Origin of the sequence: Pseudomonas sp. Sample_10, from assembly GCF_004321495.1 — a bacterium.
In the GTDB taxonomy this organism is placed as follows: domain Bacteria; phylum Pseudomonadota; class Gammaproteobacteria; order Pseudomonadales; family Pseudomonadaceae; genus Aquipseudomonas.
Window position 1 is genome coordinate 61,176 of the sequence record NZ_RCOE01000059.1, and the last position, 13,662, is coordinate 74,837.

Here is a 13,662-nt window from a genome sequence, read left to right on the forward strand (position 1 = left end):
ATAAGCACCCCGGAGCACACGATCATGAAACGCCAGACCCTCCTCAGCATCGCTTTCTCGGTTTTCGCAGTTAACGCTTTCGCCGCATCTTCTGCTCAACCTGTGGTCGCTGAAGGAGGTTCTGATCGCCTGATCGAAAACCGTGTGGCAGCCGATGGTTCCGACAAGTTGATGGAGGACCGCGTTGCTGAAGGCGGTTCCGACAAACTGCTGCAGAACCGCGTCGCTAAAGGTGGCTCTGACAAACTGCTGCAGAACCGCGTCGCTGAAGGCGGCTCTGACAAACTGCTGCAGAACCGCGTCGCTGAAGGTGGCTCTGATAAACTGCTGCAAAACCGCGTCGCTGAAGGTGGTTCGGATCGTCTGATCCAGAATCGCACTGCCTGAATACGTTGCCCTACCACCGCCCTCAAAAAAACCGGCCTGATCAGCCGGTTTTTTTTGTATTGCTCAGCCTGACGGTGCTCTGGGATTCTCAGGCCAGACTCTCAACAGTCTCACCGCTGCTTGCCCGTTGAGCATCAAGCAGCACATCCAGCGTCGTGAGGAACAGGTCATGACTCATGATGCCGGTGCACACCGTTGATAGAATCTGATTCCCCGCCTCGTCTTTCAGAGTGACCTTCTCACTCCAGGCGTTCAAATTGACTGAAGCAAGGGCCGACACCGGGACTTTACGTCCGTCAACTTCCAGAAACTCGCGTGTCACAATAATTGTTTGAGTGACGACATTCAGGAAGTCCCCCGAGACTCGCTTGCGCCAGACCTGCCCGGTCGGCACATACTTGAAGGTCACTGCGCCGTTAGACTCAAGTTTGTTCATCATAACCGGCAGACACTCGCGAACATGCAACTCACGCATCAGTTGCTGGAATTCCTGAAAGCCTTTCAACGACTCGATGACGCGATGAAACGGCTCACTTTCGTTACGCCTATACGCCAGGTTGGTGATCAGGCCAGTGAGTACGGTTTGCCCAGAACTGAACAGGTAAAGGTCTTCTATTTCAGTAAACGCCGTATATTGTTGCTGCTTTCCACTGACAGCAACAATGCCGTGCTCGTAAACCTCATAATGGGTTCCGCGCAACTTCTTCTGCCACGGATATAGCCCGAACAAGACCGCCGAGGTGACGACCAACAGGCCACTGACTGAATAGATCAACAACTGCGGGCTGGAACCACGACTGGTGTTCGCCCCGGAACTGGCCACCGGCAGTATGGTACCCAGGTACAACACAAATCCCGCCATACAGAACAGGACGATTGCGAGCAACAGCAAGAACACCAGAAAGCCTTTGCCGTGACGGAAGGTGGAGATCAGTTGACCTGTCACCGTTGAAGCGGGTGTGGGTGATTGCTGCATGAGATGGTTACTTCCCTAGTGGTTGATTGTAAAAAACAACGTAATCCAGACGACTATCCTTCATTAAGAGGCGTTGCCTGCGAACACTGTCGACTCCATTGCAAACCTTCAGATACAGGTTGTACGGTTCAGCCCATTGATCACAGAGTCAAAGGATTGCCCAAAAGTCTTGGCATCTCGCTCGATGGGATTATTCATTTTCCACATCATTTGTCGTTGCTCATCAGGCTTGTAGCCACCGCTTCTCGCCGTGTTGATCGCTTCACGCCCTTTACCAACAAAACGATTCAAATCACTGAGCAAGACACTGCATTTGAGAGCTGGTGTCTGGGCCTTGCCCTTCTTGTCCCAACCATCGATCATTTGGGCAGTCTTATTCAGGCTGTCTTCAAAATGTTTGGTAGCTTCCTGCGCACCAGATGACTGGAAAAAATCGCCAGACAATCGAACGGATTGCTTGGCGTAAAGCACGATGCCTGCACGGTAATAACCCAGGCTGTCTTTCTCGGCGCTATCAAAGACTGTCTGGGTGTTTATTTCGTCGAGCTTGTTAATACCGGCATAAAACTTCGCCTGCTCAACGACAACGGCTTCCAAGGCTGCATCCAGCAATGGCTCCATTTCCCTGGCTTTTTTTCCGTCATCGGCAAGGTATCCCTTGGAATTGGCATAGTTGGCGAGTTCTGTGTGGACAGGCTGCAATTTTGCGAGCGCTACAAGCATGCCTTTCGCAGGTTCATCCAGTTCTGGCATCGGGTAAGAGAGTTCCAATGCTTTGTTAAGGTTATCTTGCAGAATGCTGATATCATAACTGTTGAAGATGTAATAACTCGTCAGTTTCTTTCCTGACGCGAGGGTTTCAGAATATTCGGCCCTACGCTTCTCTAGTGTGGTGACGAAATCCCCGCCCCTGTTCGCTGCCTCGACATAAATATTGTATTTTTCTATCTCTGCCTGGCTTGAGTTCCGCTCCTCCAAATGCTCCTGATTGTGGGTCGCAACGTCTTGGGTGTTGCCGGATTTGTCACATCCGCTCAGGAAAATCCCTACCAACATCAACATCCCTGTCAGCATATTCCTTGAATACATGTTACTTCTCCCTATCCATAAAAAAACCTATCTACCCCCGCCAAAACCACCTTTCAGTACAGCTTATGCACACCCTCCAGCCTCATGCTCCTTTCAACCACTCTTAGTAGTTAAAAACCGCCACAGTAAAGTGCGCAAAGACCTGTAAAACTAACAGACCACTAACTTAACGACCAACTAGCCTTGAAAGTCATCATTCTCAAGATAGTAAAGTGTCGCCTCCAAATACTTATTCAAATCAGGCTTTATTTTACTTCGATCCGCGACACCCTTAATATCCAGCAAAGTAGGACACTCGACAAACGTACGCTTAGACTTTTCGCACGCAATTTCCTCCAGATCATTTTCTGCCACATAAAAAATTGCCGAACTTACAGCATCCTTCGATGCTCTATCAACTGTAGAGTCTACGAAGATCCACCCAACAGCAGGTAGATGCTCTAGTTTCAGAATAAGATCAGAAAAACCTTTATATTCTTTCATAAAAACTCTCTTTATTATCGACAGGCGGTACCACCGCCCCATTTATTCCGCCCACCCTTGCCATCTGGATGGTATATTTTGTGATATGTTTGATGATCTAGCCTATCAACCAACTGAAGCGATCCGGGCTTGTCTCCATGATGCCAGGTCATACCCGGAGGAGAACTGCCACGGAACGAACCATCTACCCGAGGCTGAACATGCTCCACAACGCCAGGATACTTCGACTGCAACGTCTTTTTAAATTCATAGTCAACTTTAACGCGTTCATATACTGATTGATTGGCACGACTGAAGTGCTCAACATCTGTCATTTTGAACTCAGATTTCATCAGGGTATGTTCGTGACTAGCATGGTATTTACCTAAGTCACGTACGCCTTCTCCATTGTACCAGCCAAGTGGATCTATCCAACGTACTGCATTAATCGCATATTGATATAGATTATCCCCCCCCATTAACCCAATCGGATCCTGCGTAACAAACCGCCCCACCTCCGGATCGTAATACCGAAACGTGTTGTAATGCAGCCCCGTCTCGTCGTCGAAATACTGCCCCTGAAACCGCAGATTCTGCTCGACTTCGTTGACGTCCAATCGCTCCAGCGAGCCCCACGCCTTGTACGTCGCCTGCCAGACGATCTGCCCTTCCCGGTCAGTCATCTCCAGCGGCGTACCAATCTGGTCGGTATGGAAGTAGTAAAGCTGCTGCTCTTCACCCTCCGCCTGGTCGACACGCGCCAGCGGCGCATAGCTGCCCGGCTCATACAGGTACAGACTGCTCCGCCCCGGACTATCCTCCCGCAGCATCCGCAGGCCTTGCCATAAGAAGTGTTTCTGCTCGGTGACGCCATCGACCTCTGACACCTTGGCAACCCGCCGCCCAAGGCTGTCGTAACGATACGCACCGGTACTTTCCAGCTTGCCGTTGACCATCGTCTCAGCTTTGACGAGGCGGTTTTCGCAGTCATACGTGAACGTCTGCAGCCGGTTCATCCCGCTGCGTTTCTCAATCAGGTTGCCCCACGCATCGTAGGCATATTCCTGATCTCGCCAGCGCTTGAGACGGTTGTCTTTGACGTGGTCGAACTGGCTGGTGTTGAAGTTCAGCCGGTTCGCCGCGGCGTCGTAGCGGAATTCTTCGCTGTCGATCAACTGGCCGGTGTCGCGGCTGTGCAGTTGGCCGTTGGCTTCATATTCGTACTTGATCTCGCCGCGCAGTTTGTCGAGGGTGCGGGTCAGTTCGCCAGCCGGGTCGTATTGATGGCGGCGGTGGATCGGGTTGTAGGCGTGTTCCACCAGCAGGTCAGGCTGAATTCCGGGGTTGTGGGTGCGCGAGAGTTTTTCCGCCGGCAGGCGCGAGGCGAACTGCCAGCTCTTGCGGCCCATTGCGTCGTAGCCGAAGCAACTGGTGAGCGCGCCCTGGGTGCGCAGGACTTCGCGGTGCAGGTCGTCGCGCTCGATGTCGCTGATGAGCTGGCCGTCGAGGTTGAGTTGGTGCAGGTGGCCACTGCCGTAGTACAGGTGATTGAGGTGTTGGCCGGTGGGCAACATCAGGGTGGTGAGGTTGCCCAGTGGGTCGTACTCGTAGGACAAGGCGCCTTGCGCTGTGGTCTCCTGGATCAGGCGGCCGAGCAGGTCGTAGGAGAATTCCAGCGTTTCTTCGCTGACGCCGAGTTGCTTGCCCTGCGCGGTCGGCAGGCGCTGGATCGACAGCAGGCGATCAGCGTCGTCGTACGCGTAATCCTGACGGGCATCGGCATTGAGTTTGGCCAGCAGCCGGCCAATGCTGTCGCGCTCGAATTCGGTGCGGCGTTGTGGCCGCTCGCCGCGTTCGCCGTAGCCGGTTTCGTCGACCTGGGTCAGATGCCCGCCCAGGTTGTAGCTGAAGCGCCGGGTCAGGTTGTCGATGCGCTTTTCTTCGATCAGCCGGTCGGACGCATCGTAGGCGAACTGGTACGCCGCGTTGTTTTCGTTGATCAACGCGGTCAGGCGAATCGCCGCGTCGTATTCGTAGCGGATGCGCTGGCCCTTGGCGTCCTGGCGGCTGCTCGGCAGGCCCCGGGCGGTGCGTAGCAGACGCGTGGTCTGGCCTTTGCCGTCGGTGTGCGTCAGCACCTGGCCGAGGGCGTTGTAGGTGAACGATTCGCCGCTGCCGTCCGGGTGATGGATGCGCAGCACTTCGCCGTCGGGTTTGCGTTCCAGCGTGGTGGTCTGACCCAGCGCGTCGGTGACGGCGACCAGGTGCTGGCGCTCGTCGAATCGGTATGTGGTGGTTTTACCCGAGCAATCCTGGAAGCGCTCGACTTGGGCCAGGGTGTTCCACCACAGGTATTTGGACTTGTGGGTCGCGTCGATGATGGTGTGTGGCAGGCCATCGTCGCCGTTCAGGTATTCGGTGGTGTGGCCGAGGGCGTCGACTTCGGCGATGAGGTTGCCCTTGGCGTCGTAGCGGGCCCGCCAGACACTGCCGTCCAGGAAGGTCGTTTCTGTGACCAGCGTAGTACCGAGGTGGTACTTGTATTTGATCTGGCGGCCCAATGGGTCGGTTTCTTCAAGCAAACGCGAAAAGTTGTCGTACTTGAACCCTAACCGGTTTCCATCCGGCAGCTTGAGACCGGTCATGTTGCCCGCTTCGTCGAGGTCGATGGTGTACTGCTCACCGCCGAAGTCGCGACTGGCAATCACGCGGCGATCTTCGTTGTATTGGACCTGGAGCTCGCGCCCCAGTGCGTCAGTGGCCCACGAGGTGCGGTGCTTGAAGTCGTAGCGGTAGTGAAAGTGTTCGCCATCGCTGGTCCAGTGCTCCACCACACGCAGTTGGCCTTCAATGGTTTCCCAGCGGTAATGACAGCTCAGGCCCAGGGCGTTGCTGTGGCTGGCCATCACACCATCGGCGTAGCTGAAACGGCGCATCGAATCGCTGTTGCGATTGATCACTTCGATGAGTTGGCCGTTGTCGTCATAGCGGTACTGCACCAGGGTTTCAACCGCCTGGTTGTCGACGACGCGCTTGACGTCGGTCAGGCGCCCCAGCGGGTTGTCATAGTGCAGGTGCACCCGAACACCACCCGTGGCGCTGATGTCGGTCAGCCGGCCTTCTGCCGTGCGGGTGAAATGCAGGTAATGCCCGAGGGCATTTTCCAGGCGTTGCAGCGGGACATCGCTGTTGTCGTCCGGCACCTCGCCGAAGTAGAAGAACAGGTTGTCCAGGGTTTGCAGCAGGTAGTGGCCGCCTTCGGTGCGGACCAGGTGGAGCTGCTCATAGGGGTTATAGATGCGATCACCTGGCTCCACATCCACAAAGGGCACGCTACGCCCCTGATTATCCGTGAGGTAGACGAAGCTGCCGCTTCTGCGCAGGCTTTGCTCCCAAGGCAAGACCCAACCTCTGCCGAGCACGCTGTCGACGGTCAGATCGCTGGCATAGAAGCGAGACCATTCAATCGGCATGAGCCCCGGGAGCGCAAAGTCGGTTTCTCCGGACTCGGGCAATAGCTTGCGCCCGCTGGTAAGGTCGACGGGGTTGCCGCTCAAACCGCCGATTGCGCGCTCAACGGCCGGACCGATGACAAAGCGCCCGGCCAGATAGCTGGCCGCCACGGTCGCTCCAAACTTCAATGCGCAAGGCCCGGCAGCCTTCAGACCTTGCGCCATGCCCAATCTGAAGATCGGACCTACTGCGCGGCCCATCGAGGCAACAATCATCAGCACGTCGACGGTGACCCGCAGCCAGCCGGGTACTTCTTCGTCGACATCCAGATAGCGCTCTGTCCCGCCGCCGATGAACACATTGTTCGAGCCGCTGGAGATCTTCGCGCCACAGGTCAGTTTGTCACCCTTGCGCGAAGCCGCCACATTGTTGATGAAAACGTTGGAAGAGCCTTCGGCAACCATGACCGGCGCAGGGTGTTTATCGCACGTGCCCATGCTCAACTTTGCGTGGGCGGCATTGCGGCTGTTGATGAACACATCTGTCGAGCAGCCTTCAAGCTTGATCCCCCCGGCGGGCGAACTCATTGCCGACCCTATGCTTTCGCCAATCATGGGGACGAAACTGGCAGCCAGTCCTACGGCAATTCCCAGCAGAATTCCGCCGAGCCCCGCCGTGCAGATCATGAATGCGGCAGCCGTCGCAATCGCAAGCCCGATCACTGCGCCGGCGAGAAAACCGCCGAGCGCACTGGTGTGTTCAATTTCATCGCCCCAACGCGCAGCTTCGAACATGGGTTACTCCTGTTCGGCGCTGTCGGTGGACACCGTATCGGCCTGGCGCGGTTTGAAACTTGCCAGCAGCTGCAGCCAATTCTGGTTTTGTGTGACGCTGAAATCAGCCTGGCTGGTCGTGGAAAACACAAGGATGCGACCGGGTTCGATTTCGAACGCTGCCTGCCGTTGGTAAACCGGTCGACCATCGTTCATGTAGTAAGCATCCACCTGGATGCCGGAGAACGGTTGCTCCCCGGACAGCGCTGCCGGCTTCTTGCTGAGCAAGGTATAGCCGCGCAGTTTGGCGGCAATGAGTTTTACCTGGCGCTCGATATAAGCCTTCAGATCCTCTGCCGGCAGCATGTTGTCGCGCGACAGTGTGATGTTCAGCGGCGCAGGAATGCTATTGCCGAGCACAAACATGTTTACCGTGCGGTCCTGAAAACCTTCCGGCAAAGTGATGGATCCTTCCTGAAGCTGATAGTCCATTGGGCGTGCGTTCCGTGAATAGGTGAAAGAGGAAAAGGCTTAGTCAGCGCTGATGTTTTCGAGCATCGTCTCGAACTCGATCAGCCAATCGGCAAGTTCTGCATGAGCGGGATTGATCATCGTCGACATGCTCAACCATTGGCGCTCGCTACCATTGGCGGGATGGATGACTGCGCTGGTCGTTCTGCCGTGGCGACGCTCCTGTCCCGCCGTGAATATATAATCCAGGGTAATCGCCGGACTGCCTGCCAGCAGGCAATCGCTCTGCCGCACGATGGTGACGTCGGGGTGGTTTTTGCGCAGGTTCTCCACATACAACTGCACCGAACGTTGCAGCGTCAGCCCTTCAGGTGCAGGACGACGCTTGGCACTGAACGTGACGGGATGACCATGCTTTTCAAGCGTTGTATCGATGTCGCGGAAGTTGAAGCCTTGCGGCATTACCAGATTCAGCCCCGCGACTTTCAATTCATTGCGCGCCAATTGAAGCGGTACCACCGCTACCGGCTCAGGCTCGATGACAGCGGGCGAAGCCTCGGCAGCCTCCTGCAACTGCTGCCGCGCAAGTGTTTCGGCCGCGATCCGTTTCTCGGAAATACGGTCGTAGATACTGGTCCTGACCATGGTCTGATTTCTCATTTGTTGATATCGACACGGTCACCGTGGACATAGGTGTTCTTGCCAAGAATATCGATGGCATCGCCTTTTATTTCGATACCTTCGGGGGTCAGTTTGATACTGCTACCGCCCACCTGAAGAATGATGTGTTGCTTGGCGTTGACCTGGATGAACTGGTTATCGACCTGAATCGTCAGCGAGCCTTCCTGGACATTCATCACCGTGTCTTTCTTGATCGTTTCAGTGTGCGTGCCACCGACCGTGATCGTGCGGTTGCTGCCGACACTGTGGGTCTCGTCGACCTCGATCTCGGTGTCCATGTTGCGCTCGGCATGCATGATGATCTGCTCGGCACCGGACTTGTCTTCGAAGCGGAAGAAGTTCGCCGTACCGCCATCGCCCTTCATCGACCGGGTCAGGAAACCGCTTTGGGTCTTGTTCGCCGGCAGCGACCACGGCGGCGTGTTCTGGCTGTTGTAGAGGCTGCCCATGACCAGCGGGCGGTCGGGGTTGCCGTCGAGGAACACCACCACGACTTCATCGCCTACTCGGGGAATCTGGATGCTGCCGAAGCCGCCGCTGGCACCGGACTGGGCAACGCGGACCCAGCAGGAACTCTTGTCGTTGTGCTCGCCCTTGCGGTCCCAGTGAAACTGCACCTTCACGCGGCCGAGTTCGTCGGTGAAGATTTCCTCCCCCGGCGGGCCGACGATGATCGCGGTTTGCGGACCCGAGATGGTCGGGCGCGGGGTGGTGAGTTGAGGGCGGAAGACGATCTTTTTGCGCACGCAGGAGAAGGTGTTGTAGTAGCTCGCCGGGTGCCCGTTGAGGTAGTTGTTGTGGCCTTCGCTATCGACGCTCATCAACAGGAACTGACGCTCATCGGCAGGGCCTTGATCGTGATCGTAATGCTGCAGCAGTTCAAAGGTATAACCGGGCTTCATCGCGCGGCAGTTACTGGCGCCATGAAAACTCTTGCCCTTGAGCTCAAGCGCTTCGACCCGCAACCGCAGCAGCGCTTCGCCTTCGTCGTAGGTGCCGTGGGTGTATTGACCGGGGAAGTCATAGATTTCGAATTCGTCGACATCGCCCTGCTTGTTCAGGCTCTTCATAGCGACCGGCAAGCGGTTGGACGGCTGACGATAATCGAAGGTCTGGACCGCGATCTTCCCCGACTGCAACTGGCGGTTGCCGCTCCATTGGGTGATGGAGTCGGCGGTCTCGGTGACCGATGCCGTGTGGAAACGGATCTGCGGCTGCTCAGGCAACGGCACCAACGTAGTGGAGTCGTCGCAGATGATCATGGTGTGGCCTTCGGCGGTGTGCTCGAAGTAGTAAAACATCCCCTCTTCTTCCAACAGGCGCTGGACGAAGTTGAAGTCGGATTCGCGGTACTGGGTGATGTAGGTGTAATGCTTGAGCGGCTTGCTCAGGCGGAACTCGTGCCGGGAAAACGCGGTGCACAAGGCAAACACCTGGGTGACGACATCTTCGACTGTACAACCCTGGAAAATGCGCGTGTCGAAACGGTTCTTCAGCATGGAGAACCAGGGGTTCAGCGTCGCGGTATAGCGGGCCATGCCACCGTCGCTACCGATACTGGCAAAACGCGTAAGGTAGCCTGCCAGATAACGAGGCGTGGTGTCTGCCAGTTCGATTTCCAGAACCACGTGCTGCCCCATCATCGACTTCAACTCGACGTCGGAGTCCTGGCACACCAGCAGCAACTCGAAGTTGTATGCACGCGACAGACCTTCAGTCCCCTTGAAGGACTCAAGCAACAATTGCTGTTCGGGGTTGGCGAGGTTCTTGAACTTGAACAGACGCCGATTCTGCGGGGAAAGCATTGCGGCAAGGTCCATCAACATGTGTATCTCCTTGAAAACAGTGGAAAGCTACCGCCCTCTCTCAACCACTGCGCATAACGAATCAGATATGAGGGTCAAAATCCTGTCTGCCACATCATCGATCAGGGCGAACACCTCGCCGCCCCATGTATTCGGACTGTGGCAATTTACAAGTCTTGTAAGCGACTGCCGGCAAAAGCTCTTCATTTTCATCGGGCTTGTTTAAACGCCGAGTGAAATTCCTCACACGAAACAGGCGTCAGAAACTGCGACCGCAAGACAGTATGAAAGTGCCATCACTAGTAAAATATTTGAGAAATTTGTCACACTTTTGCAGGCATCACCGATGCTCGAACGCGGGAAGGAGACACCCATGTCATGCACTGTGTCAACCCGCACGCCATATATGCGCGCACTTCCATGCACCTGGAACCCAGTTCAGAATAATCCCTGAAAAATAATTATCACCACGCTGGCCGTCCAGAAACGCTGATATATCAAGGATGGACGGGAAGTTAGCGGCCACTTGTTGGCGACTAATGCCTTATTGCCATCATTGCCGAATGTAACGCGAATAACAAAAATGGGATCCATGTTGAAATTTTCCAGCCGCCCCGCAGTCTGAAGTGCGGCTGATAGCCATCACTTTGGCAATGATGTGAAGTCGGATATTCGACAGCTCGACCGCAGCAACAAGGAAGCGCCTTTCCCCCAAGGACAGTGACGAGTAAATGGATCTTTTAGCCAACGTGCCCAGCTGGGCCGATGTCGAACGCAACCTCGACCAGAAATTCAACGAGCTGAACCAGGGCGTCAATGACGGCTTGCAGAGCGTGCACGACAACTGGAACGGCTTCACCCGGCGTGTCAGCAATGGCGCGAGCCAGGCCTACGGCTACATGGGCGGTCGTCGCATCGATGCGGTGCATCAGGCGATGACCCTCTCCTACCCGATCATCCAGATGGACCTCAAGCGCAAGTGGGCCTCGATTGAAATCGAGCAGATCCTGCCGGTGCTGCTGCAACTGGTCAAAGAAGTCTCGATGATTCTCGGCGGCAGCGTGGCGATCGGCACCGTGGCCGGCGGCGCAGCGGGGGCCTTCGCCTTTGGAATCGGCGCGGCCCCCGGAGCCGCTGCCGGGGCCGGTATCGGCTTGCAGGTCGGCAACCTGATTCTCATGGGCCTGGGCCTGTCCGCCATCGCCGAATATTTTTACCAGGGCCTGCCCGCCTGCCTCTCGACCTTGCAGGAAGGCATCGCCACGGCCTGGCACGCCGAAGAAGGCCTCAAGCCGTCCGGCCTAGACCCCAGCGGCGGCTCCGCGGCACTGGTCCAGGAACGCGTCGAACGCGCGGCACGACAACTGGCTCGCGGGCAGGAGCAGCTTGTACTCCTGTTGCTCACCGCCATCGTCACCTACCTGACCCGGGGCCAGATGAAAGCCGGTGTGATGAACAGCATGGAAAACATCGCGACCCGCAGCGCGAAGCTTCAGGCGGAGATATCGAACAAGCAGTTGGCGGCCTGGCTGGCAAGGAATGAGCAGAAGTTGCTGGCTCGGGATGAGTTGCGGGTGAAGGAGCCGGCGCCCCTTCAGAAGGCAGAGCCAGAGACAATGCGTGAATATTACGCCAAGCAGGACCCTGACTTCGTTTCGGTGGAGGATCAGATCAAGAAGGTCAAAACCTTCCAGACCAAGGGCCTGTCGAACGAGCAAATCGAAAGCTTCCTGAATACACCCGACGGAGAAAAACTGCTGGGCAAACTGCAAGCGGCTGCCCCTGATGCTGACGCAACAACCATCTACTCACGGGCGTTCGACCAGGTAGCTTCCGGCTCTACCATCCCCGAAGTAAGATTAATGGATTCGCCCCTTGTGAAAATCGTTCCCGAAGGTCAAGGCGTTTCACCTTACTCGCCGTTCTTTACCACTCATGAGGAGCTACAGGCTGCCGCGAACTCCGGGAGGACATTGGCTGATTCGTTCGGATTGCCGTTGAGCAGCGAATCAACCACCTATTCGATCTACGAGATGGCACCATTGAAGCCAACCGAGGTTTTTGTCAGTAAAGTCGCCCCTACATCAGAATTGAGCGGTGCAATCCAGAGAACCGGTGAATCATTCCAATATCTGACACCTAACCGTGGCGAGTGGGGAACACCAAAGTTGATCGGAACCACAGCTAACTAGAGCCTCCTATGGATATCGAAAAACTGAAAGAAAAGACCCTGAAGCTACGGGCTGCCATCGATGCATTAAAGGCAAAAGACCCTGCTGCAGCTAAATTGGATCTAGAACTGGCCTCTCTGATGGAGTTGGCCGAGCGTGGTCAAATCCGCACACCTATGGAATGGCGGGATATCCCTGGACGCTATTTGTTCACTGAAGAGGGGTTGCAGCAATATGCAGAGCTTGAGCACGCTTTTGCGGAGTTTAAAATCGAACTGACCGGAGGAGAATCCCCTACGCTACGTCGACTAAAAGCCCAGATGGAAGAAAAAAAGAACAGTAATCCGAAACCTACATAAGCACAAAAATGCCGTAGCTTTTCAAAGTCATAGACCTTGAAAAAGGCCGCTACAAGCAATGAAACCCACGGTGCTCTCGAATGGATTGCCAAAGCCGCGGCTACTCGAAATTCAATATCATTCAAGGAGAATGCAGTTGAAGCCCTACTATTTAAATTTCCGTCCTATAGCCCTTGCAACTGCACTTCTTGTTACACCCCCTCTCCATGCCCAAGATGCCGACGCCGTCCTCGCAGAAGTCGTCCAGCAACAGCAGAAAAGCCTGCCCATCATGCTGGACACGGCAACACGCATTGACGACATAACCTTTGCGGACCATACGATCCTTTATAAAATGACGCTTGCCGGGTACGAAGGTCGCCCGGGCGAGCAGATTTATTATCAGAGCTACCTGACCCAGCAAATCAACAACAGCTTGTGCAGCCAAACTGCTTATCTATTGGTTTTGGCACTTGGCAACAAAATTACCTATCAGTACGCCAGTTCGAACGCACATCCGATTACTGAAATCACACTAAAACCGGGCGACTGCAAGAGCTAACACCCCCCGTGCATTTCAATTGGCGTCACGCAGCAATCAAAACGCTGATACCGAGAGGGACCGCCTCTTGAAAACGCCGATAACCGTCCTCGACTACATCGACAATGCGCTAGCCATCACCGCCCTGAGATACAACGGCTGTCCAGAATTCCAGATTTATAGACATTCAGATTGCACGCGGCCTGAAGATTCAGCTGCCTAACGGATTGCCACCGGAAGGTCTTCCTTGTACATAGCATTAAATACTGGGTATTGATCAGTGGTAACAGGAATGGCCTCAGCTACTCGGTCGAGCTCTGCGCAGGGTGCCATTGAACTTCGCACCCCACGCCTGCCAGTCCAAAATCGGCGATGTGCCGGATCGGCAATGGCGCCTTCAGGTTCGCAAATACCAAGTGCTCGGGCGTCCGCAACAACGCCGTCTTGTTCGCCCACCTGAGCATGCGCAACGAGAATGGCAGCAGGCACGCCATCAATACGACCAGCCCCGCCAG

General features: G+C 55.5%; 11 protein-coding genes. 4 read left to right on the forward strand and 7 right to left on the reverse strand.

All coding sequences use genetic code 11. The features are described from left to right. Positions 1–24 precede the first annotated feature (24 nt). Positions 25–387: a hypothetical protein gene (locus D8U18_RS04910; RefSeq protein ID WP_131107156.1), complete on the forward strand. Its 363-nt coding sequence runs from the start codon at positions 25–27 to the stop codon at positions 385–387. Between the two features lie 88 nt (positions 388–475). Here the strand turns inward: D8U18_RS04910 and D8U18_RS04915 are convergent, their stop codons facing one another. From D8U18_RS04915 to tssI, 7 genes are all read right to left on the reverse strand, one after another. Then, a complete protein-coding gene (locus D8U18_RS04915; protein WP_131107157.1) occupies positions 476–1,363 on the reverse strand; it encodes a hypothetical protein in 888 nt (295 codons plus the stop codon). A 108-nt stretch (positions 1,364–1,471) separates the two neighbouring features. Further along, positions 1,472–2,452: a YiiG family protein gene (locus D8U18_RS04920; RefSeq protein ID WP_131107158.1), complete on the reverse strand. Its 981-nt coding sequence runs from the start codon at positions 2,450–2,452 to the stop codon at positions 1,472–1,474. Between the two features lie 177 nt (positions 2,453–2,629). Then, complete coding sequence (locus D8U18_RS04925; RefSeq protein ID WP_130907608.1) at positions 2,630–2,935, reverse strand: hypothetical protein; 306 nt, start codon at positions 2,933–2,935, stop codon at positions 2,630–2,632. 14 nt (positions 2,936–2,949) lie between these two features. Beyond that, on the reverse strand, positions 2,950–7,161 hold the full coding sequence (locus D8U18_RS04930; protein WP_177434989.1) for an RHS repeat-associated core domain-containing protein: 4,212 nt from the start codon (positions 7,159–7,161) through the stop codon (positions 2,950–2,952). Between the two features lie 3 nt (positions 7,162–7,164). Beyond that, positions 7,165–7,632, reverse strand: coding sequence for a DUF1795 domain-containing protein (locus D8U18_RS04935; protein ID WP_131107159.1), 468 nt, complete (start codon positions 7,630–7,632; stop codon positions 7,165–7,167). Between the two features lie 39 nt (positions 7,633–7,671). Then, complete coding sequence (locus D8U18_RS04940) at positions 7,672–8,256, reverse strand: hypothetical protein (protein ID WP_131107160.1); 585 nt, start codon at positions 8,254–8,256, stop codon at positions 7,672–7,674. Positions 8,257–8,267: 11 nt separating this feature from the next. Further along, positions 8,268–10,118, reverse strand: coding sequence for a type VI secretion system Vgr family protein (gene tssI / locus D8U18_RS04945; protein ID WP_131107161.1), 1,851 nt, complete (start codon positions 10,116–10,118; stop codon positions 8,268–8,270). A 710-nt stretch (positions 10,119–10,828) separates the two neighbouring features. On the opposite strand from tssI, the gene D8U18_RS04950 reads away from it, so the two are divergent. From D8U18_RS04950 to D8U18_RS04960, 3 genes are all read left to right on the forward strand, one after another. Then, positions 10,829–12,289 (forward strand): DUF6861 domain-containing protein, encoded by a 1,461-nt coding sequence (locus D8U18_RS04950; RefSeq protein ID WP_131107162.1) that lies wholly within the window; start codon positions 10,829–10,831, stop codon positions 12,287–12,289. Between the two features lie 8 nt (positions 12,290–12,297). Beyond that, positions 12,298–12,627: a hypothetical protein gene (locus D8U18_RS04955; protein ID WP_131107163.1), complete on the forward strand. Its 330-nt coding sequence runs from the start codon at positions 12,298–12,300 to the stop codon at positions 12,625–12,627. A 136-nt stretch (positions 12,628–12,763) separates the two neighbouring features. Continuing rightward, positions 12,764–13,168 (forward strand): hypothetical protein, encoded by a 405-nt coding sequence (locus D8U18_RS04960; protein ID WP_241664290.1) that lies wholly within the window; start codon positions 12,764–12,766, stop codon positions 13,166–13,168. Positions 13,169–13,662: the final 494 nt, after the last annotated feature.

Coding starts and splice junctions, on each gene's coding strand:
- D8U18_RS04910 (WP_131107156.1), top strand. CDS start 25: ATGAAACGCCAGACCCTCCTCAGCATCGCTTTCTCGGTTTTCGCAGTT.
- D8U18_RS04915 (WP_131107157.1), bottom strand. CDS start 1,363: ATGCAGCAATCACCCACACCCGCTTCAACGGTGACAGGTCAACTGATC.
- D8U18_RS04920 (WP_131107158.1), bottom strand. CDS start 2,452: ATGTATTCAAGGAATATGCTGACAGGGATGTTGATGTTGGTAGGGATT.
- D8U18_RS04925 (WP_130907608.1), bottom strand. CDS start 2,935: ATGAAAGAATATAAAGGTTTTTCTGATCTTATTCTGAAACTAGAGCAT.
- D8U18_RS04930 (WP_177434989.1), bottom strand. CDS start 7,161: ATGTTCGAAGCTGCGCGTTGGGGCGATGAAATTGAACACACCAGTGCG.
- D8U18_RS04935 (WP_131107159.1), bottom strand. CDS start 7,632: ATGGACTATCAGCTTCAGGAAGGATCCATCACTTTGCCGGAAGGTTTT.
- D8U18_RS04940 (WP_131107160.1), bottom strand. CDS start 8,256: ATGGTCAGGACCAGTATCTACGACCGTATTTCCGAGAAACGGATCGCG.
- tssI (WP_131107161.1), bottom strand. CDS start 10,118: ATGTTGATGGACCTTGCCGCAATGCTTTCCCCGCAGAATCGGCGTCTG.
- D8U18_RS04950 (WP_131107162.1), top strand. CDS start 10,829: ATGGATCTTTTAGCCAACGTGCCCAGCTGGGCCGATGTCGAACGCAAC.
- D8U18_RS04955 (WP_131107163.1), top strand. CDS start 12,298: ATGGATATCGAAAAACTGAAAGAAAAGACCCTGAAGCTACGGGCTGCC.